The organism is Ottowia sp. SB7-C50 (assembly GCF_033110285.1).
In the GTDB taxonomy this organism is placed as follows: Bacteria; Pseudomonadota; Gammaproteobacteria; order Burkholderiales; family Burkholderiaceae_C; genus Ottowia.
In genome coordinates this window covers 1,808,705-1,828,436 of sequence record NZ_CP136995.1, presented here as the reverse complement: position 1 = coordinate 1,828,436, position 19,732 = coordinate 1,808,705, and the positions used below count along the sequence as shown (strand labels likewise).

Here is a 19,732-nt window from a genome sequence, read left to right as displayed (position 1 = left end):
CAATGGCGCGTCACTTTGCGCTGCTTGGCCTTGCCCACCACGCATCAATCGCCCAAGCCTCCCCCCGAAAGTACGGCGGCGTGACTTCGGGCTTTTGCAGTCGATGCGCGTTGTAGGCCATGCGATGCGTGCCGCTGTACCACTGGGGAATGAAGACGTGGCTGTGGGTGATGACGCGCTCCAGCGCGTGGCAGGCGGCCAGGTAGTCGTCTTTGGTTTTGGCGGCGACCATGCGGTCGAGAATGGCGTCGACGGCCGGGCTTTTGACGCCGGCCAGGTTGCCTGAATCTTCGGTATCGGCCGCCTGGCTGCCGAACAGGTCGGCGTATTCCTGGCCGGGGTTGGCGGTGCCGGCGTAGGCGATGGTGGTGATGTCGAAGTCGAACTTCTGCAGGCGCTGCTGGTAGAGGGCGAAGTCCACGGGGCGGAAACGCAGCGTGATGCCCAGCTTTTCCAAGTTGCGCATCCATGGCGTGACGGTGCGGGCGCCGCCTTCGTTGCTGTCGAGGTATTCCAGAACGAAGGGCTGGCCTTGCGCGTTGCGCAGCGTGCCGTTTTGTACCGTCCAGCCCGCGTCGGCCAGCAGCTTCTGCGCGCGGCGCAGGTTCTCGCGCAGGCCGCCGGCGACGGGGTCTTGCGGGCGGTCGGTGCGCGGCGGCTCGTGCGCGGGGCCGAAGGTGGCGTCGGGGATCTTGCCGCGCCAGGGCGTGAGCAGCGCCAGTTCTTCCGGCGATGGCGTGCCGGTGGCGGCGCACGAGGTGTTGCCGAACAGGCCGCGCACGCGCTGGTACGAGTTGTAGAACATCTGGCGGTTCATCCACTCGTAGTCCATCGCCAGCCCCAGCGCCTGGCGCACGCGCACGTCTTGCAGCAGCGGCCGGCGCGTGTTGAGCACGTAGCTTTGAAAGCCGGTGGGCAGCTTGTGCTGAAACTCGCCCTTGACGAGTTCGCCCGAGTCGAAGCGCTTGCCGTTGACACGCCGCGCCCAGTCGCCGGCGGAATAAAAGGCCATCAGGTCGAACTCGCCGGCCTTCAGCGCCTCCAGCCGGGCGGTGTTGTCCTTGTAGATCTTGACGTAGATGCGGTCGAAGTTGGCCGTGCCGCGGCGCACGTTCAGATCCTTGGCCCAATAGTCTGGGTCGCGCACGTAGGTGATGTCCTTGCCGAACTTCACCGGGCCGATCTTGTAGGGGCCGCTGCCAATCGGCGGCTCCATCACCACCTCGTTGAAAGGCTTGCCCTGCCCCCACTTGCGGCTGAACACGGGCAGGCCGCCCACCGTCAGCGGCAGTTCGCGGTTGGCGCGCTTGAAGCGGTAGCGCACGGTACGGTCATCGACCACATCGACGCCGGCCACGTCGATCAGCAGCGTCTTGTAGGCGGGCGAGGTGTGCTTGCCCACGAGCGTGTCGAAGCTGTGCTTGACGTCCTGCGCCAGAACCGGGTCGCCGTTGTGAAAGCGCGCGTTCGGGCGCAGCTTGAAGGTGGCCGACAGGCCATCGGGCGCCACCGCCACGTCTTCGGCCAGCAGCCCGTAGCCGGCGCCCTCCTCGTCCAGCGCGCCGGCCAGCAGGCTGTCGAACATCAGCTGGCTCAGGTACGCCGGCGCGCCGCCGCGGATGGTGAAGGGGTTGTATTTGTCGAAGGTGGACAGGCGCAGGTTGCTGACCAGGCGAATCTCGCCGCCCTTGGGCGCGCTGGGGTTGACGTAGTCGAAATGGCTGAAACCCGGCGGGTACTTCATGTCGCCCCACAGGGCGTAGCCGTGGGCGGCCCAGGTGGCGGGCGCACAGGCCGCGAGCAGGAAAGCAAGCAAAACACGCATGCGACAATTCTGACGGTATTTCTTGAGAAGGAGCATGAAGCACATGAGCAACCCCAGCGGCTTTCTGGCGGGCAAAAAACTGTTGATCACCGGCGTGTTGTCGAACCGGTCCATCGCCTATGGCATCGCGCGCGCCTGCCGCCACCAGGGCGCCGAGCTGGCTTTCAGCTACGTGGGCGAGCGCTTCAAGGATCGCATCACCGAGTTCGCGGCCGAGTTTGATTCGAAGCTGGTCTTCGACTGCGACGTCGGCAGCGACGAGCAGATCGAGCGCATGTTCACCGACCTCTCAAAGACCTGGCCGACGTTCGACGGCTTCGTGCACGCCATCGGCTTTGCGCCGCGCGAGGCCATCGCCGGCAATTTCTTCGACGGCCTGAGCCGCGAGAACTATCGTATCGCGCACGACATCAGCGCCTACAGCTTCCCCGGCATGGCCAAGGCCGCCCTGCCCTACCTGAGCGACAAGTCGGCGCTGCTCACCCTGTCGTACCTGGGCGCGCTGCGGGCGATCCCCAACTACAACACCATGGGCCTGGCCAAGGCCAGCCTGGAAGCCAGCGTGCGTTTCATGGCCGAGGCGCTGGGCGGCCGCGGTGTTCGTGTCAACGGCATTTCGGCCGGCCCGATCAAGACGCTGGCCGCCAGCGGCATCAAGGATTTCGGCAAGCTGCTCGGCTACGTGGCCAGCGCATCGCCGCTGCGCCGCAACGTCACCATCGACGACGTGGGCAACGTCGCGGCCTTCTTGCTGAGCGACCTGGCCGCCGGCGTGACGGCCGAGATCACCTACGTCGATGGCGGTTTCAGCCAGACGGCAGGCTTGAGCGCTGACATGGTGGGCTGACCCGGTTTTTCGATCAAATCAGGCCAGCGCCCTTGTCAGGCAAGCAACTGCAGCTACCGAATTAATAGTGATCAATCGTCGGCGTGCCTTGTCCGTCTTGACGGCGCTGCTGGCGACCGCGCATGGCGGCGGCGCCTGGGCGCAGCGCGATGCACCTGCGCTGCTGCTGGCGGGCCGCTATCGCCCCGGCATCGACCTGGGTGATTACTGGGTCAGCGAAAAATACGACGGCGTGCGTGGCGTGTGGGACGGCCGTCAGCTCACCACACGCGGCGGCGAACGCGTCAACGCGCCCGACTGGTTCACCCACGGCTGGCCCGCCACCCCGATGGACGGCGAGTTGTGGGCCGGGCGCGGCGCATTCGAGCACGCGCAATCCACGATCGGGCGCGCGCAGGCCGGCGACGACGCGTGGCGGCGCATGCGCTTCATGGTGTTCGACCTGCCCGCGCACCCCGGCCACTTCGACGAACGGCTGGCCGCGCTGCGCAGCACGGTGGCCGCCATCGGCCAACCGTGGGTGGTGGCCGTGCCACAGCGCAAGGTGGCCGACGATGCCGAACTGCAGGCGTGGCTGCGCGACGTGGTGCGCGGCGGCGGCGAAGGCCTGATGCTGCACCGCGGCGCGTCGCTGTACCGCGCCGGGCGCGGCGACGATCTGCTCAAGCTGAAGCTGCACGACGACGCCGAAGCCCGCGTCGTCGGCCACCTGCCGGGAACGGGCCGTCACGCGGGCCGGCTGGGCGCCCTGCTGGTCGAAACGCCGCAAGGCCAGCGCTTTCGCCTGGGCACCGGCCTGACCGACGCCCAGCGCGAGCAGCCGCCGCCCCTGGGCAGTTGGGTGACCTACCGGTATCGCGGACTGCACGCCGGCAGCGGCCTGCCGCGCTTCGCCAGTTTCGTGCGCGTGCGCAGCGACGAGCCACGCTTTCGCGACGTGCGCTGATCGGTCCGTGCCCGTCACGCCGTCCTGAATTCATAGCGTCAGAGCCTTGTCCTTCGCGGGCTCAGGCTGCAAAAGGTAACAAAAAACCCGCCGAAGCGGGTCGTCTTATGTGCAGGCGCCGCACACCCATCGGCGGCGGAACGCCGGCTGGAGCGCCTTATTTGGACGCCGCGGCTTCGCTGCGCAGCAGCGAATACAGCTCGTCCTTGATGTGCAGCTTTTCCTTCTTCAGCGTCTCGATCTCGGTGTGAATGCCACCCGCATCGTGCGATTCCAGCGACGAAATCTTGTGGTCGAGCTGGTTGTGCTTTTCGAACAGGTGCAGAAAGCGGTGGTTGGTGCCTTCTGTCTTCAGGCGGGTGATCAGGTCGCGGTATTCAGGAAACATCGTTTCTCCTTTTCAATGCCGAAATGATAGCCCACGCGCAGCGTCAGAAATTGCTGGCGTAGGGCGAATCGGTGGCGGTGTCGATCATGTCGTTGATGTCGGTGACCGGGGCCAGCAGCCTGGGGCTGGCGCTGGTGGCTACGCAGTCGGCGTAGTAGCGCATCTGGCCGTGCTCGTCCTCCACTTCGACCAGGCCGTGGATGTCGGTTTCGAAGCCCGGGCACAGCTTGGCGAAGTCGCGCGAGAACTTCAGGTAGTCGACGATCTTCTTGTTGAACACCTCACCCGGGATCAGAAGCGGAATACCGGGCGGGTATGGCGTGACCAGGCCGACGGTGACACGGCCTTCCAGGTTATCGATCTCCACGCGCTCCACCTGGCGGCGCGCGATGCAGGCGTAGGCGTCGGCCGGGTTCATCGCCGGGGTCAGCTCGCTCAGGTACATGTCGGTGGTCAGGCGCGCGATGTCGTACTTGGCGTACATCTCGTGCACGTGCTGGCACAGGTCGCGCAGGCCCATGCGTTCGTACTGCCGGTGCGCGCGGGCAAACTCCGGCATGATGCGCCACATGGGCTGGTTGCGGTCGTAGTCGTCCTTGAACTGCTGCAGCGCCGTCAGCAGCGTGTTCCAGCGGCCCTTGGTGATGCCGATGGTGAACATGATGAAGAAGCTGTACAGGCCCGTCTTCTCCACCACCACCCCGTGCTCGGCCAGGAACTTGGTGACGATGCTGGCCGGAATGCCCGTCTTGTCGAACTTGCCGTCCAGGTTGAGGCCCGGCGTGACGATGGTGGCCTTGATCGGGTCCAGCATGTTGAAGCCCGGCGCCAGCTTGCCGAAGCCGTGCCAGCTCTTCTTGGCCGTGCCGTTCTTGATGATCCAGTCGTCCGAGCGGCCAATGCCTTCGGTGGCGATCTTCTCCGGCCCCCAGACGGTGAACCACCAGTCGTCCTTGCCGAAGTCCTCTTCGACCTTGCGCATGGCGCGGCGGAAGTCCAGGGCTTCGGAGATGCTCTCTTCCACCATCGCGGTGCCGCCGGGCGGCTCCATCATGGCGGCGGCCACGTCGCAGCTGGCGATGATGCTGTACTGCGGGCTGGTCGAGGTGTGCATCAGGTACGCCTCGTTGAACAGGTAGCGGTCCAGCTTGACGTTCTGCGAATCCTGCACCAGCACATGGCTGGCCTGGCTGATGCCGGCCAGCAGCTTGTGGATGGACTGCGTGGAATACACCACGCTCTGCTTGGGGCGCGGGCGCTTCTTGCCCATGGCGTGATAGGTGCCGTAGAACGGGTGGAAGGCCGCGTGCGGCAACCACGCTTCGTCGAAGTGCAGGTTGTCGACGTAGCCGTCGAGCATGGTCTTGATGCCCTCGGTGTCGTAGAGCACGCCGTCGTAGGTGCTTTGCGTCAGCGTCAGGATGCGCGGCTTCACCTTGTCGGCGTCAACGTGCTTGAGCAGCGGGTTGGCGCGGATCTTGGCCTTGATCGTCTCGGGCTCGAACTCGCTTTTGGGAATCGGCCCGATGATGCCGAAGTGGTTGCGCGTCGGCTTCAGAAAGACCGGAATCGCGCCCGTCATGATGATGGCGTGCAGGTTGCTCTTGTGGCAATTGCGGTCGACCACCACCACGTCGCCCGGCGCGACGGTGTGGTGCCACACCATCTTGTTGGACGTGGACGTGCCGTTGGTGACGAAGAACGCGTGGTCGGCGTTGAAGATGCGCGCGGCGTTGCGCTCGGATTCGCCAATGGCGCCGTTGTGGTCCAGCAGCTGACCCAGTTCTTCCACCGCGTTGCACACGTCGGCGCGCAGCATGTTCTCGCCATAGAACTGGTGGTACATCTGGCCAATGGGCGATTTGAGAAACGCCACGCCGCCCGAATGCCCCGGGCAATGCCACGAGAACGAGCCGTCCTCGGCATAGTCCAGCAGCGCCTTGAAGAACGGCGGCTGGATGCCTTCCAGATACGCCTTGGCCTCGCGGATGATGTGCTTGGCCACGAACTCCGGCGTGTCCTCGAACATGTGGATGAAGCCGTGCAGCTCGCGCAGGATGTCGTTGGGCAGGTGCTGGCTGGTCTTGGTCTCGCCGTGCAGGTAGATCGGCACGTCCTCGTTCTTGCGCCGCACTTCCTGGATGAAGTTGCGCAGGTTCTGTACGGCGGTGTCGGTTTCGGGGTCGCCGCCCAGTTCCTCGTCGTCGATCGACAGGATGAACGCGCTGGCGCGGCTTTGCTGCTGCGCGAACTGGCTCAAATCGCCATAACTGGTGGCGCCCACCACTTCGAAGCCCTCGGCCTCGATGGCGGCCGCCAGCGCGCGGATGCCAAAGCCCGAGGTGTTTTCGGCGCGGTAGTCTTCGTCGATGATGACGATGGGAAAACGAAATTTCATTCAGCAATGCTCCGGCCGAAAGACGGCCCACAGCTTGCAAGTGTACGGAATTGACGCGCGCGGCCAGCTTTGACGCCGGAATGAACCACAATCGGTTTCAGGAGTCATACACAACGACAATCGGCAGACACAGGAGGCGCTGCATGGCCTATTCGACGTGGTGGTGGATCATCACCGGCGCATTGGTGGCGCTGGAACTGGTGAGCGGCACCTTTTACCTGCTGATGCTCTCCATCGGCGGCGTGGCCGGCGCGCTGGCCGCCCATGCGGGCGCCCCCTTGACCACGCAGATGGTGGTGGCCGCGCTGGTGGGTGGGCTGGCGGTCGTCGCCTGCTACGTGGTGCGCCGCCGCCGGCCGGGCGATCCGTCGCCGCGCGCCGAGCGCAGCGTCAACCTGGACGTGGGCGAAATCGTGCAGGTGGATGGCTGGAACGCCGACGGCACCGCGCAGATCCGCTATCGCGGTGCAGCGTGGACCGTCATGCACCGCCCCGGCACCGCACCCCGCCCTGGCCCGCACCGCGTGGCCGAACTGGTGGGCAGCCGCCTGCTGGTCGACCCGGCATAGCCGCGCCGCAGCGCTTCGCCGTCTTTTTTCACCGCGCGCCACTCGAAAGGAACCGCCTTGGAAATCGCCCTGATTCTTCTCATCGTCGCCGTCATCTTCATCACCCGCTCGGTCAAGGTGGTGCCACAGCAGAACGCGTGGGTGGTCGAGCGCCTGGGCAAGTACCACACCACGCTGTCGCCCGGCCTCAACTTTCTGGTGCCCTTCATCGACCGCGTGGCTTACAAGCACAGCCTGAAGGAAATCCCGATGGACGTGCCCAGCCAGGTCTGCATCACGCGCGACAACACCCAGCTGCAGGTGGACGGCGTGCTGTACTTCCAGGTCACCGACCCGATGCGCGCCAGCTATGGCTCCAGCAACTACATCATGGCCATCACCCAGCTGGCGCAGACCACGCTGCGCAGCGTGATCGGCAAGCTGGAGCTGGACAAGACCTTTGAGGAGCGCGACATCATCAACGCCAAGGTGGTCGAAGCGATCGACGAAGCGGCGCTGAACTGGGGCGTGAAGGTGCTGCGCTACGAGATCAAGGACCTGACGCCGCCGGCCGAAATCCTGCGCTCGATGCAGGCGCAGATCACCGCCGAGCGGGAAAAGCGCGCCGTCATCGCCACGTCGGAAGGCCGCCGCCAGGAAGAAATCAACCTGGCCGAAGGCCAGAAGCAGGCCGCCATCGCCAAGTCGGAGGGCGAAAAACAGGCCGCCATCAACACCGCGCAAGGCCAGGCCGCCGCCATCACCGAAGTCGCCACCGCCACCGCCGTGGCCGTGGCGCGCGTCGGCGCCGCCATCCGCCAGCCGGGCGGCGAACAGGCGGTGCAACTGAAGGTGGCCGAAAAAGCCGTCGAAGCCTACAGCCAGCTCGCCGCCCAGGCCAAGACCACGCTGGTCGTGCCCAGCAACATGACTGAAGTGTCGGCGCTGATCACCTCGGCCATGAAGATGGTGCAGGCTGGGCAGGCCAACCCCTCGCCTACCGATCGCGCTTGATCGGTGCGGTGGTGCACCGTCCGCCAGATGCTATCTTTATGATAGCTGCGGGCGCCCTCTGGTTAAGCGCAGGAGCGCGAAACGGCACTCGAAGATCGTGTCAAGCTGATGCAAGCCAGTGCGCGGGTGCCGCTGCTACAATGCGTGGTTCCACGGAGCGGTGGATGAGTGGTTTAAGTCGCACGCCTGGAAAGCGTGTGAGGGTTAACAGCCCTCCGCGGGTTCGAATCCCGCCTGCTCCGCCAGAATTCGGTTTTTGACGTTCCGCCGACGTCCAGAACGGTCTGACAAAAGCCCCGTCATTCAATGAGTTACGGGGTTTTTTGTTGGCGTGCCTAGCCATGTGCGTGGCACTGAACGCGGGATAGCTACCGTCAGCGCACCGCCTGCAGCACCCAGTCGCCATCCACCTCGCGCCCCGCGGCCGGATACAGGTCCGGCGTGCCGGGCGTGAGGGCGCGGCCTTCCAGCGACCAGCGGTGGCGCTGCCCGAAGGCCATGCCGGCGGTGGTCTGGCGGCAGGCGATGTCGCCGGTGCGGAAGTCAGGGGCCAGGTCTTCGCACGGGATGCCGGGGCTGGCCGGCGACGGTGACACGGGTATGTCGGCCCGGCCGTCCTGCTGCGGCAGCCAGAAGCCGCGCACGGTGCCGGCCTCGTCGCGCAGCAGCAGCAGTTTCAGCCGGGCGGCGTCGGCGGGCCGCAGGCCTTCGGGCAGGTAACGCGCGTCGCGCGGCGCGTCAGTCCACATGAAGGTGCCGGGCAGCAGTTTGAGCACGCGCACGCTGGGCGGGCCGTCGACATCGGACGGGCCGCTGGCATAGCGCCAGCCCAGCACCAGCCCGCCCAGCGCGGCCAGCATCACCATGCCGCGCAGCGCGGCCGCCAGCAGGTACAGGCGCGCGCGCGACGGCGACGTCGGACCGCGCTCAGTCAAAGCGCAGCGTCCGCACACCCGAGGGCGTGCCCAGCAGGCAGACCTGCGCGCGCTGGTGGGCAAACACCCCCCACCGTCACCACGCCGGGCCATTGGTTGACTTCGCTTTCGAACGCCAGCGGATCGGCGATCAGCAGCCCGCGCACGTCCAGGATGTGCTGCCCGTTGTCGGTGACCAGCGGCGCGCCGTCCTTCAGGCGCAGCGTGGCCTGGCCCTGCATGGCGGCAAACTGGCGCGCGATGCGCTGCGCGGCCATGGGGATCACCTCCACCGGCAGCGGAAAGCGCCCCAGCCGCTCGACCAGCTTGGATTCGTCGGCAATGCAGACAAAGCGCCGGGCCTGCGCGGCGACGATCTTCTCGCGCGTCAGCGCAGCACCGCCGCCCTTGACCATGTGGCCGCGGTGGTCGATCTCGTCCGCACCGTCGATGTAGACCGCGAGCTCGCCCACGTCGTTGCAGTCAAACACCGGAATGCCCAGCGCCTGCAGCCGCTGCGTGGACGCCACCGACGACGACACCGCGCCGGCGATGCGGTCCTTGATCAGCCCCAGTTCGTCGATGAACTTGTTGACCGTCGATCCGGTGCCCACGCCCACGATCTCGCCGGGCACCACGTAATCCAGCGCGGCCTGGCCCACCATGGCCTTGAGTTGGTCCTGCGTCATGTCGGCCTGGGTCATTTGAGACAATTCCTTGATTGCAAAAAACGATTTGAGAAGAATTATCCAATGGCCCTGCTCCCCTACGGTCTGGCGCGCCCCGTGCTGTTCGGCATGGATCCTGAAACGGTGCACGAACTCACCATCGACATGCTGGCGCGCGGCCAGGGCACGCCGCTGCAGTGCGCGTGGGCCGCGCCGCCCGTGCACGACCCGGTGACGCTGGCGGGCCTCACCTTTCCCAACCGCGTGGGGCTGGCGGCGGGCCTGGACAAGAACGCCCGCGCCATTGACGCCTTTGGCGCCATGGGTTTCGGTTTTGTCGAAGTCGGCACGGTGACGCCGCTGGCGCAGTCCGGCAACCCCAAGCCGCGCATGTTCAGGCTGCCCGAGCGGCAGGCCCTCATCAACCGCCTGGGCTTCAACAACGAGGGGCTGGACGTGTTCGTGCGCAATGTCCGAAGCTCCCGTTTTCATAGCGACCAGCGCTTGACTGACAAGGGCGAGCGCATGATTCTTGGCCTGAACATCGGCAAGAACGCAGCCACGCCGATCGAGCGCGCCACCGACGACTATCTGCTGGGCCTGGCCGGCGTCTACCCCTACGCCGACTACGTCACGGTCAACATCAGCAGCCCCAACACCAAGAACCTGCGCGACCTGCAAAGCGACGCCGCGCTGGACGCCCTGCTGTCGGCCCTGAAGTCGCGCCAGCGCGAACTGGCCGCCGAGCATGGCAAGCAGGTGCCGCTGTTCCTCAAGATCGCGCCCGACCTGGACGGCGACCAGGTGCTGGCCATTGCCGACGCCCTGCGCCGCCACGGCATCGACGGCGTGATCGCCACCAACACCACCCTGTCGCGAGAAGCCGTCGCCGGCCTGCGGCACGCCGAAGAGGCCGGCGGCCTGTCGGGCGCGCCCGTGCGCGAAGCCAGCAACCGCGTGGTGCGCCAGCTGCGCGCCGCGCTGGGCAAGGGCTTCCCGATCATCGGCGTGGGCGGCATCCTGAGCGGCGCGGATGCCGTGGCCAAGGTTGAAGCCGGTGCAGACGTGGTGCAGATCTACACCGGGCTCATCTACCAGGGACCGGGGCTGGTGCGTGAAGCGGCCCAGGCGCTGGCCACGGCCACGCCGGCCCGCGCAGCCCGATAGAGTTCAGCCGCCGCCCTCGCCTAGGACGGGCGCAGCGCCCAGATCAGGATGACCAGCGAGGCGAAGAACGTGGCCAGGTGAAACCACGCCTGCCAGCGGTAGTTGCGCCCCAGTTTGTCCAGCGCGACCGCCGATGCCAGGCTGGGCCGTCCCTGCGCCGCCTCGAGATAGTGTGTGTACGCGGCCTGCGCGCGCACCTGGTTGTGCGCGTGCTCCACCTCGCGCCGGGCGGCGCCCCGCGCCAGATCCCACTCACGCAGATCGATTTCGCCGTCGCGATCCAGGTCAAATCGCTCCAGCAGGCTCTTGCGGTCTTTCTTCCAATCGGCCAGAAGATCGCGGACGTCGCCCGCCATGTCCAGTTCGGCGCTGGCATGACGGGTGCGCAGGTTGCCCACCGCCTGTATCGGCTCGCCGGGCATGATTACCCATTCGTGCTGCATGCGCCTGGCTTCGCGGTGCGTGCGCTTGTGGGCCTCGCTGGGCAGGATGGTCAGGACGTCCGGGTCGATGAAGCATGAGCCGCTGCCATCGTCGAGCCAGAACGACCGATGGCTTTCGTCCTCATCGTCCCTGACCCAATGGCCGTCGCTGTCCTTGGAAAAAGTCTGCCAGCGGTACCACAGGCACTGGCGCAGCGACGCAGGCGCCACCAGAAGCGGCCAGTCTTCGATGCAGCGCGCCTGGCCACTGAGCCTGACATAGCCCTGCGCCGCGGTCTCGACCCGCGAGACAGGGACACTGGCCAGCTCGCGCTGCCTGCGATAGCCCAGCACCCAGGCCACGAAGCTGACCACCAGCAGCAAGGCAAATGCCGGCACCCGCATCGGTGCGTAGCCCTGGTACACCAGCGACCCAAGTGCGAAGCACAGCACGCTCGCGCTCGACAGGCCCGCCAGCTCCGGCCACGAGCGCCACCGCGCGCCGGATGGGGAGACGCCGGTCCACGACACTATGCTCGACCCCAGGCCTGCGGCAGCGCTTTCAGCCGAACAATTGCTTCATGTCGACGTCAGCCGTCTCGGTCGCGCTGAACTCCAGCAGCGGCTGTGGCTTGAATTGGAACAGGCGCGCCAGCAGCGCGTCGGGAAACTGCTCGATGCGCACGTTGTTCAGATTGACGGATTCGTTGTAGAACTCGCGCCGGTCGGCGATCAACCCCTCGAGCGAGCTGATGCGCTGCTGCAGCTGCATGAAGTTCTGGTTGCTCTTGAGTTCGGGGTAGGCCTCGGCCACGGCAAACAGGCGGCCCAGGCCCGTGCGCAGCGCGCCCTCGGCCTCGCCCAAGGCGGCCACATCGTGCCGCTCGCGCGCCTGGTGCACGCGCGAACGTGCCTCGATCACGCGCTGCAGCGTCTGCTGCTCGAACTGCTTGAACTGCTTGCAGGTTTCGACCAGCTTGGGCAATTCGTCATGGCGCTGCTTGAGCACCACGTCGATGTTGGCCCACGCCTTGGCCACGTTGTGCTTGAGCGTGACCAGCCCGTTGTACAGCATCACGGCATACACGCACAGCACCAGCAGCACCGCCAGCAGCACCCAACCCAAGATCGCCATCGTCAACCCCTCCAACCGTTATCAGCCGTGGCGTCGTGCTCTCGTCACCAGCGCAGCCATCGGCGAGTATTTTCGCTTGCCGCGCGCCCGCCGCGGATCATCGTGGCGGTTTTCTCACGGAACAACCCAGCGCCCCGCCACCTCGTCGGCAATGGCCAGACAACTCGTCAGCCCCGGCGATTCGATCCCGAACAGGTTGACCAGGCCCGCCACGCCGTGCTCGCGCGGCCCCTGGATGACGAAGTCGGCCGCCGGCTCGCCGGGGCCGGTCAGCTTGGGCCGGATGCCGGCGTAGGCGGGTTGCAGCGCGGCGTCGGGCAGGCCGGGCCAGTAGCGGCGCACTTCGTCGTAGAAGGCGTCGGCGCGCGATGCGTCGACGCGGTAGTCGTCCGGCGAGTCCTGCCATTGCACGTCGGGGCCGAACTTGGCCTGGCCGCCCAGATCGAGCGTGAGGTGCACGCCCAGGCTGGGCGAATCGCGCTCGACCACCGGGTAGATCAGGTGGCTGAACGGCGCGCGGCCGCTGAGCGTGAAGTAGTTGCCCTTGGCCCAGCGCGTGGGCAGCGGCGGGCGGTGCTGTGGCGCCAGGCCCTGCGTGCGGTGTGCCAGTGCGATGGCGCCCAGGCCGGCGGCGTTGACGACCTGGCGCGCCTGCAATTCCAGTTCATCGCCATCGGCCGTAATCACTCCCAATTTGATAGCTGGTTGCCCTTGATCAGACAGCGCTACAAGCCAATTGACCTTGGAATGCACGGCCAGCAGGCCGCCCGCATGTTCCAGGTCGGCCAGCAGCGACAGCATCAGGCCATGGCTGTCGATGATGCCGGTGGAGGGCGACAGCAGCGCGGCCTGGCAGTCCAGTTGCGGCTCCAGCGCCAGCGCTTCGGCGCGGCCCAGCCAGCACAGGTCGCTCACGCCATTGGCGCGCGCCCGCGCCTCGATGGCACGCAGTTCAGCTACCTGGACGTCGTTGCACGCCACGATGAGCTTGCCGCAGCGGCGGTGCGCCACGCCGCGCGCCGCGCAGTACGCATACAGCATGTCGCGGCCCTGCACGCACAGCCGCGCCTTCAGCGACCCGGGCGGGTAGTAGATGCCGGCGTGAATGACCTCGCTGTTGCGCGCGCTGGTGGCGGTGCCAAAGGCCTCGGCCGCTTCCAGCACCATCACCTCGCGCCCCGACTGCGCCAGCGCGCGCGCCACCGCCAGGCCGACCACGCCCGCGCCGATGACGACGGTGTCGACGTGTTCCACGCTCATGCCTCAAATCCTTGCAACACGGCGGCTGCGTTGTGGCCCAGTTCGGCCGCCGCGTAACCGCCTTCCAGCACGAAGGCGGTGGGCCGGCCCAGGCGCTTCAGCCGCTCGCCCAGGCGCACGAAGTCTGCCTTGAGAAGCTGAAACTGGCTGATGGGATCGCCCACGAACGTGTCCAGGCCCAGCGATACCACCAGGGCATCGGCGCCGTAGCGCTCGATGCGCGCGCAGGCGGTATGCAGCGCGTCGAACCAGGTGCCTGCGCTGCTGCCGGCGGGCAGCGGCAGGTTCAGGGTGTAGCCGGCGCCCTCGCCCACGCCGGTTTCATCGGCGTGGCCCAGGTAGAACGGGTATTCGGTGCGCGGGTCACCATGGATGCTGCAGAACAGCACGTCGGCGCGGTCGTAGAAGATGCTTTGCGTGCCGTTGCCGTGGTGGTAATCCACGTCCAGCACCGCCACGCGCGCCGCGCCGCCGTCGCGCAGGGCCTGCGCGGCCACGGCGGCGTGGTTGATAAAGCAGTAGCCGCCCATGAAGTCGCGGCCCGCGTGGTGGCCGGGCGGGCGGCTGGCGCTGAAGGCCGCACGCGCGCCGCCACCCAGTGCCCGGGCCGCGCTGGCGGCGCAGTCGGCCGCTGCCTTGGCCGCCGCCCAGGTGCCGGCGCTGAGCGGCGAGCCGTTGTCCATCGAATACAGCCCGAGGCGGGCGATGAAGTTGCGCGGCTCGACGTCGCTGCGCAGCGTGCGCACCGGCCAGACGGACGGAAACGGCTGGCGGTCGGCGTTGGCTGCGTCCAGCGCCAGCCAGTCGTGCCACGCGCCGCGCAGAAAGTCGAGATAGCGCGGCGCATGCACCTGCGTCAGCCAGGGCGTGCTGTCGACGTCGGGCGTGCGCAGCACGTGGCCCTGTTCGCGCAGCGCCTGCTCGACGAAGGCGGCGCGCGGCGGCCCTTCGTGGCAGGGCACGCGCTCGCCGCGAAAGATTTCAAAGCGCGGCGCGTGCTGCGCCTGCTCGGGGTTGACGAAGCACAGCATCGGTCAAGCGGTGAATGGCGCGCGGCCGCTGCGTCAGCCCGCCTGCGGCGGCGCGGCGCGCGGCAGGTCGCGCAGCACCATGGCGCGCGGCGAAAAGCCGTGGTTGAGCGGGCCCACCCCGTGGCCGGTGCGCACCATGGCGCCTTCCTTCAGCGCGTCCAGCACAAAGCTGTGCGCCGCCTCGGCCGCCAGCCGCAGCGGCAGGCCCTGCGCCAGAAACGCTGCCAGTGCCGACGACAGCGTGCAGCCGGCGCCGTGCACGTTCTGCGTGGCCACGCGCTCGGCCTGCATCACCTGCGGCTCGGCGCCGCGCTCCAGCAGCACGTCGAACACGGTGTCGCCCGGCAGGTGGCCGCCCTTCAGCAACACGGCGCGCGCGCCCATCTGTAGCAGCGCCTGCGCGGCGGCGGCCATGTCGGCGGCGCTACCGACCGGGTGGCCCAGCAGCAATTCGGCCTCATGCAGATTGGGCGTGACCAGCGCAGCACGCGGAAACAGCTCGGCCACGAGCGTCTGCACGCCGTCGGGCTCGATCAGCGCGGCGCCGGTGGCCGACACCATCACCGGGTCGACCACCACGTGCGGCAGCGCATGGCGGTCGATGGCGGCCGCCACCACGCGCATCACGTCGGCCGAGAACAGCATGCCGATCTTGACCGCGTGCGCGCCGATGTCCTGCGCCACGGCGTCGATCTGTGCGGCCAGAAATTCCGGCGGCGCGATGTGGATGCCGCTGACGGCCTGCGTGTTCTGCGCCGTCAGGCCGGCCACGGCGCTCATGCCGTAGCAGCCCAGCGCGGCAAAGGTCTTCAGGTCGGCCTGCACGCCGGCGCCACCGCCCGAGTCGCTGGTGGCGATGGTCAGCACGCGCACATATTCCTGGGTCAGATCAAACGTTTGCATGTCGATTCACGCCTTTTGCGCTGATGTAATAAGGATGTATAGCTATCAAATATGAAGCATCTGTGGCGCCCGCAGCGGCCGGCCACCGCACGGGCACAGCGTTGCGCCCCACCCTATTGTTGACCAGCCCGCCACCCCCGGCACGCGGCCGCCTTCAGGCGTTGAGCGACGGGTGCGGAAACGCCGGCACGGGCAGCGGCGCGGCAGCGCGACCGGCCTGGATCGCCGCCTGCCACGCCGGCACCGTGCGCGTCGGCAGGTCGCCCAGGCCGCGCACCACGCACACGCCGCTGGCGCCGCTGCGGGCGGCCTGCGTGGCCTGGTCCAGGTCCAGGATGCCGCCGATGGCCACCACCGGCACGCCGGCCATGTGCACCCACCAGGCCAGGTTGTCCAGCCCTTGCGGCACCCAGGGCATGGCCTTGGTCAGCGTGGGCCACACAGGGCCGCAGGCGACGTACCACGGCTTCAAGGCGCAGGCGCGCGCCAGTTCCCACAGGCTGTGACTGCTGATGCCCAGCGGCAGGCGCGTGGCCGCCAGCGCGGCCCGGCCCGCATCGCCCAGCGCCAGCAGGTCTTCCTGCCCCAGGTGCACGGCCAGCGTGCCGGGGTGGGTTGGCGCCAGTTCGGCGGCCAGCTGCCAGTGGTCGTTGACCACCAGCGTGGCGCCGGCGGCGGCGCACGCGGCCAGCGACTGCACCATCGATTCGCGCAGCGCGGCATGCCAGGCCACGTCGGGCGCGTCCGGTGTCTTGATGCGCAATTGCACGGTTCGCACGCCGGCCGCCACGACCTGGGCCACGCGCTCGACGCTGTCGACAATGGCGTACAGGCCGATGTCGGCAGCAGCCCGCCCCGGGTGCGTCGGCGAGTCGCTATCGATTTCGAAGCGAGCGCCCCACGTCAGCATGGGCATGAGCGATGAATCGGTTGCAAAACCGCCCACGGACGCCACCGGCCCCGCGCCCTGCCCGGCCGCATAACCGTGGCGCAACGCCTGCGCCGTCGCCATCTTGGCCAGCACCAGCGCGTCGGCCGGTACAAAGCCCAGCGCCAATGCCGCCGCCGCGCTGGTGGCAAAGGTGCACCCGGTGCCGTGCGTGTGGCGCGTGTCGATGCGCGGCAACGACAGCCAGCCGCTCGCGTGCTGCGTATCCAGCCAGTCCATCGCGTGCGCGCCCTGCCCCGTGCTGTCGCCGCCGGTCACGGCGAGCGCCTGCACGCCCGTCGCCCGCAGGCGCCGCGCAAGTGCCGGGGCCGTGGTTGCGCCCACAGAAGGGTCAAGCGCCGCGACCAGCCGCCGCGCCTCGGCCTCGTTGGGCGTAGTCAGGGTCGCCCGGGGCAGCAGTTCGCGAACATAGGCGTCCAGCACATCGTCGGCCGCAAACGATGCGCCGGTGCTGGACCGAAGCACCGGGTCCACGACCAGCGCCACCGGCGCGCGTTGGCGCAGCTTTTCCACGCAGCGCGCGACGGTCAGCACGTGGGCGGCGCTGGCCAGAAGCCCGGTCTTGATGACGGCGGGCGGCATGTCGGCGGCCAGCGCGTGCAGTTGCGCGTCGAGCGTCTTGCTCGATACCGCGTCAATGCGCGTCACGCCGGTCGAGCTTTGCGCCGTGACCGCCGCCACCACGGGGCACAGATGCACGCCAAACGCCTGCGCGGCGCGCTGGTCGGCCGACAGGCCCGCCCCGCCCGCGCTGTCGTTGCCGGCGATGCTCCAGACGATGGGCCTGGCGTGGCCGGGTGCAGGGGCCCATGGGAAATTCATGCGAGAGCGCCTTCAGCCACCGATCAGGAACGGGTTGCCGGTGACCGGCGTCGTCGCCACCGCAAAATCCTGCCGCGTCATCACGCCGGCCCGGTAAGCGGCGCGCCCGGCTTCAATGGCCTGCCGGAACGCGCCCGCCATACGCACCGGGTCCGGCGACTGGCTGACCGCGCTGTTCAGCAGCACGGCGTCGTAGCCCATTTCGAGCGCCTGCGCCGCGTGGCTGGGCGCGCCAATGCCGGCGTCGACGATCAGCACCACGTCCGGCAGGCGTTCGCGCAGCGTGCGCAGCGCAAACGGGTTGATCAGCCCCTGTCCCGACCCGATGGGCGCGCCCCACGGCATCAGCAGCGGGCAGCCGGCGTCGAGCAGGCGCTTGCAGGTCACCAGGTCGTCGGTGCAGTACGGAAACACGGTGAACCCGTCGCGCGCCAGTTGCCGCGCGGCCTCGATCAGCTCAATCGGGTCGGGCTGCAGCGTGTATTCGTCGCCCACCACCTCCAGCTTGACCCAGGGCGTGTCGTACAGCTCGCGCGACATGTGCGCCAGCTGAATCGCCTCGCGCGCCGTGCGGCAGCCGGCGGTGTTGGGCAGCAGGCGCGCGCCCTGCGTCTTCATGGCACCACGGATGATCTCGATGAACCCGTTGTCGCCCGCCGCGGCCAGTTGCCGCTTGAGGCCCACGGTGACGATCTGCGTGGCCGACGCCTGGATCGCATCGCCCAGCACCTGGGGCGACGGATAACCGGCCGTACCCAGCAAAAAGCGGCTGGACAGCGCCACGTCGCCCACGTTCCAGGCATCGGCGGGCGCGGCGGACAGGGATGAATCTCGCATGGCTCGATATTCTGCCAACGAACTGCGGCGTGGCCATCACGACCGCCGCGGACGCAAAAAAAGGGGCTACAACTTTAATAGCTGTAGCCCCTTGTGTAGATGGTCGGCGTGGCGGGATTCGAACTCGCTACCCCTTGCACCCCATGCAAATTAGAGATGATTTGCCACGATCCATCCTTGCTCGCGAATTCTAACTTATCCCTTATAAATCAACGCGTTACATGCAGCTCATTGATTTGACCTGTTCGCCATGATGCACTAAAGTCTGTCGCCAGCCGCGCCTGCGGTGTGGGCAAAAGTGTGGGCAAAAATCAGGGGTGCAGGATGGCAATCGTAACGGTCAAGCAGCTCGAAGCATTGACTGCCGCAGATGACGGAAGACGACTGAGTCTCGGAGATTCAATGTACGGCACCGTTCGTTCCGGCCGAGACGGTACGGTGAGCGTTTACGTGGTCTGGCGGTACAAGGTCGAAGGGCGAGTCCGCGAAGCGCGCCTAGGCTCTTGGCGGGCCGGCGGTTCGGCCAGCCTAAAGGCGCTCCGCGAGCAACGCCATCGCCTAGCGGTCAGCCGGCAAGCCGGCGAAGATCCACTAGAGATAAAGGCGGTCGAACGGCTCAAGGTCCAAGCCGACCAGATCGAAGCGATCCAAACGCAACGAGATCGCCTGAGCGAGTTGGCGACGCAGCAGGCGCGAGTCACGGTGCGGGGTTTGTTCGACCTGTGGCAGACGCGCGAGCTCAAATCTCGCGCTGATGGCGGTGCAGAAATCAAGCGTGGGTTCGAGCGCGACGTCTTCCCCATCATTGGCGAAGTGGCGGCCGCTGACGTCACCAAGGCCAACATCCAACTGATCGTCGACACGATGATGGAACGCGACGTTGTTCGCATGACAAAGCGCGTCCTGTCGGACTTGCGACAGATGTTCAGTTTCGCTCTGGACCGTGACATCGTAGAGATCGACCCAACCGCGCGAATCAAGAAGTCGCGGATCGGGCCTGACATTGAGCGCGATCGAGTTCTGAGCGAACCAGAGCTGATTGCGCTTTTCCAAAAATTGCCCCAGGCGGGCATGGCGGAACCGTCCATATGCGCCCTGCTCATTCAACTCTCAACGATCACTCGTATCGGAGAGATCCTGACAGCTCGGTGGGAGCATGTCGACCTAAAAAACGGCGTGTGGACCATTCCCGAAACCAAGAACGGAAAGCCGCATAGGGTGATGTTGAGCGACTTCGCCAAGGAACAATTTTTGCGGTTGTACCGACTGACTGGCAGCACGCCTTGGTGTTTTCCCGCCTCTCGGACGCAAGGACCAGTATGTGTCAAGACGGTCACTAAGCAGGTGGCAGACCGCCAGCGCACCCAACCACGCATGGCCGGACGTTCAAATCGGACGGACGCGCTGATCTTGCCAGGGGGTCCTTGGCGCCCGCATGATCTCCGGCGCACCGGCGCAACACTCATGGCAGAGGGCGGCGTGGCGCCTGAGATCGTGGAACGTTGCCTCAATCACTCTGAGCAGTCAAAGCTTCGTCGGATCTACCAGCAAGCCCGGTACGAGGGACCTCAACAGGCTGCGTGGTGTCTCCTCGGAAGTCAACTCGCTGCCCTTCAGGCACAGGCCTGAAGGGCGCTAACTCGCCGGTTCAGGTTGGG

General features: G+C 67.0%; 17 protein-coding genes, 1 tRNA gene and 1 pseudogene. 7 read left to right on the top strand and 12 right to left on the bottom strand.

All coding sequences use genetic code 11. The features are described 5' to 3' along the window. Positions 1–10: 10 nt before the first annotated feature. A complete protein-coding gene (locus R0D99_RS08735) occupies positions 11–1,825 on the bottom strand; it encodes an extracellular solute-binding protein (protein ID WP_317747868.1) in 1,815 nt (604 codons plus the stop codon). A 43-nt stretch (positions 1,826–1,868) separates the two neighbouring features. Here R0D99_RS08735 and fabI point away from each other — a divergent pair, with 43 nt between their 5' ends. Continuing rightward, on the top strand, positions 1,869–2,672 hold the full coding sequence (gene fabI, locus R0D99_RS08730; RefSeq protein WP_317747867.1) for an enoyl-ACP reductase FabI: 804 nt from the start codon (positions 1,869–1,871) through the stop codon (positions 2,670–2,672). Between the two features lie 97 nt (positions 2,673–2,769). Next, on the top strand, positions 2,770–3,618 hold the full coding sequence (locus R0D99_RS08725; RefSeq protein WP_317751049.1) for a DNA ligase: 849 nt from the start codon (positions 2,770–2,772) through the stop codon (positions 3,616–3,618). 157 nt (positions 3,619–3,775) lie between these two features. Here R0D99_RS08725 and R0D99_RS08720 read toward each other — a convergent pair whose 3' ends face one another. Then, positions 3,776–4,006, bottom strand: a complete 231-nt coding sequence (locus R0D99_RS08720; protein ID WP_317747866.1) for a DUF465 domain-containing protein — start codon at positions 4,004–4,006, stop codon at positions 3,776–3,778. A 43-nt stretch (positions 4,007–4,049) separates the two neighbouring features. Further along, positions 4,050–6,404: an arginine/lysine/ornithine decarboxylase gene (locus R0D99_RS08715; RefSeq protein WP_317747865.1), complete on the bottom strand. Its 2,355-nt coding sequence runs from the start codon at positions 6,402–6,404 to the stop codon at positions 4,050–4,052. Positions 6,405–6,547: 143 nt separating this feature from the next. On the opposite strand from R0D99_RS08715, the gene R0D99_RS08710 reads away from it, so the two are divergent. The 3 genes from R0D99_RS08710 (at position 6,548) to R0D99_RS08700 (ending at position 8,211) form a co-directional block, all read left to right on the top strand. Beyond that, positions 6,548–6,973 (top strand): NfeD family protein, encoded by a 426-nt coding sequence (locus R0D99_RS08710; protein ID WP_317747864.1) that lies wholly within the window; start codon positions 6,548–6,550, stop codon positions 6,971–6,973. 57 nt (positions 6,974–7,030) lie between these two features. Beyond that, positions 7,031–7,966, top strand: a complete 936-nt coding sequence (locus tag R0D99_RS08705) for an SPFH domain-containing protein (RefSeq protein ID WP_317747863.1) — start codon at positions 7,031–7,033, stop codon at positions 7,964–7,966. A 154-nt stretch (positions 7,967–8,120) separates the two neighbouring features. Then, positions 8,121–8,211: transfer RNA gene (locus R0D99_RS08700), tRNA-Ser, on the top strand. Positions 8,212–8,340: 129 nt separating this feature from the next. Here R0D99_RS08700 and R0D99_RS08695 read toward each other — a convergent pair. Both R0D99_RS08695 and rpiA read right to left on the bottom strand, forming a co-directional pair. Then, complete coding sequence (locus R0D99_RS08695; protein WP_317747862.1) at positions 8,341–8,901, bottom strand: hypothetical protein; 561 nt, start codon at positions 8,899–8,901, stop codon at positions 8,341–8,343. Next, a pseudogene (gene rpiA, locus R0D99_RS08690) lies at positions 8,894–9,569 on the bottom strand (ribose-5-phosphate isomerase RpiA). Before rpiA ends, R0D99_RS08695 begins: the two are co-directional and overlap by 8 nt. A gap of 63 nt (positions 9,570–9,632) precedes the next feature. Between rpiA and R0D99_RS08685 the strand changes: the two are divergent. Further along, a complete protein-coding gene (locus R0D99_RS08685; protein WP_317747861.1) occupies positions 9,633–10,715 on the top strand; it encodes a quinone-dependent dihydroorotate dehydrogenase in 1,083 nt (360 codons plus the stop codon). A 20-nt stretch (positions 10,716–10,735) separates the two neighbouring features. Here R0D99_RS08685 and R0D99_RS08680 read toward each other — a convergent pair whose 3' ends face one another. The 7 genes from R0D99_RS08680 to R0D99_RS08650 form a co-directional block, all read right to left on the bottom strand. Then, positions 10,736–11,668, bottom strand: a complete 933-nt coding sequence (locus tag R0D99_RS08680) for a hypothetical protein (RefSeq protein WP_317747860.1) — start codon at positions 11,666–11,668, stop codon at positions 10,736–10,738. Positions 11,669–11,699: 31 nt separating this feature from the next. Beyond that, the gene (locus tag R0D99_RS08675) at positions 11,700–12,272 is read right to left on the bottom strand and encodes a LemA family protein (protein ID WP_317747859.1); all 573 of its coding nucleotides are present in this window, start codon (positions 12,270–12,272) and stop codon (positions 11,700–11,702) included. A gap of 114 nt (positions 12,273–12,386) precedes the next feature. Then, positions 12,387–13,532, bottom strand: a complete 1,146-nt coding sequence (locus R0D99_RS08670; protein WP_317747858.1) for an NAD(P)/FAD-dependent oxidoreductase — start codon at positions 13,530–13,532, stop codon at positions 12,387–12,389. Then, the gene (locus R0D99_RS08665; RefSeq protein WP_317747857.1) at positions 13,529–14,563 is read right to left on the bottom strand and encodes a histone deacetylase family protein; all 1,035 of its coding nucleotides are present in this window, start codon (positions 14,561–14,563) and stop codon (positions 13,529–13,531) included. Before R0D99_RS08665 ends, R0D99_RS08670 begins: the two co-directional genes overlap by 4 nt. A gap of 33 nt (positions 14,564–14,596) precedes the next feature. Next, positions 14,597–15,466, bottom strand: coding sequence for a bifunctional hydroxymethylpyrimidine kinase/phosphomethylpyrimidine kinase (gene thiD, locus R0D99_RS08660; RefSeq protein WP_317747855.1), 870 nt, complete (start codon positions 15,464–15,466; stop codon positions 14,597–14,599). Between the two features lie 154 nt (positions 15,467–15,620). Next, the gene (locus tag R0D99_RS08655; protein WP_317747854.1) at positions 15,621–17,237 is read right to left on the bottom strand and encodes a bifunctional hydroxymethylpyrimidine kinase/phosphomethylpyrimidine kinase; all 1,617 of its coding nucleotides are present in this window, start codon (positions 17,235–17,237) and stop codon (positions 15,621–15,623) included. A 12-nt stretch (positions 17,238–17,249) separates the two neighbouring features. After that, positions 17,250–18,074, bottom strand: coding sequence for a thiazole synthase (locus tag R0D99_RS08650; RefSeq protein WP_317747853.1), 825 nt, complete (start codon positions 18,072–18,074; stop codon positions 17,250–17,252). A gap of 402 nt (positions 18,075–18,476) precedes the next feature. Here R0D99_RS08650 and R0D99_RS08645 point away from each other — a divergent pair, with 402 nt between their 5' ends. Then, the gene (locus R0D99_RS08645; protein WP_317747852.1) at positions 18,477–19,703 is read left to right on the top strand and encodes a site-specific integrase; all 1,227 of its coding nucleotides are present in this window, start codon (positions 18,477–18,479) and stop codon (positions 19,701–19,703) included. Positions 19,704–19,732: the final 29 nt, after the last annotated feature.

Bases quoted from the DNA above. Each gene is read 5' to 3' on its own strand.
- R0D99_RS08735 (WP_317747868.1), bottom strand. From the start codon at position 1,825: ATGCGTGTTTTGCTTGCTTTCCTGCTCGCGGCCTGTGCGCCCGCCACC.
- fabI (WP_317747867.1), top strand. From the start codon at position 1,869: ATGAGCAACCCCAGCGGCTTTCTGGCGGGCAAAAAACTGTTGATCACC.
- R0D99_RS08720 (WP_317747866.1), bottom strand. From the start codon at position 4,006: ATGTTTCCTGAATACCGCGACCTGATCACCCGCCTGAAGACAGAAGGC.
- R0D99_RS08715 (WP_317747865.1), bottom strand. From the start codon at position 6,404: ATGAAATTTCGTTTTCCCATCGTCATCATCGACGAAGACTACCGCGCC.
- R0D99_RS08710 (WP_317747864.1), top strand. From the start codon at position 6,548: ATGGCCTATTCGACGTGGTGGTGGATCATCACCGGCGCATTGGTGGCG.
- R0D99_RS08685 (WP_317747861.1), top strand. From the start codon at position 9,633: ATGGCCCTGCTCCCCTACGGTCTGGCGCGCCCCGTGCTGTTCGGCATG.
- R0D99_RS08675 (WP_317747859.1), bottom strand. From the start codon at position 12,272: ATGGCGATCTTGGGTTGGGTGCTGCTGGCGGTGCTGCTGGTGCTGTGC.
- R0D99_RS08670 (WP_317747858.1), bottom strand. From the start codon at position 13,532: ATGAGCGTGGAACACGTCGACACCGTCGTCATCGGCGCGGGCGTGGTC.
- R0D99_RS08665 (WP_317747857.1), bottom strand. From the start codon at position 14,563: ATGCTGTGCTTCGTCAACCCCGAGCAGGCGCAGCACGCGCCGCGCTTT.
- thiD (WP_317747855.1), bottom strand. From the start codon at position 15,466: ATGCAAACGTTTGATCTGACCCAGGAATATGTGCGCGTGCTGACCATC.
- R0D99_RS08655 (WP_317747854.1), bottom strand. From the start codon at position 17,237: ATGAATTTCCCATGGGCCCCTGCACCCGGCCACGCCAGGCCCATCGTC.
- R0D99_RS08650 (WP_317747853.1), bottom strand. From the start codon at position 18,074: ATGCGAGATTCATCCCTGTCCGCCGCGCCCGCCGATGCCTGGAACGTG.
- R0D99_RS08645 (WP_317747852.1), top strand. From the start codon at position 18,477: ATGTACGGCACCGTTCGTTCCGGCCGAGACGGTACGGTGAGCGTTTAC.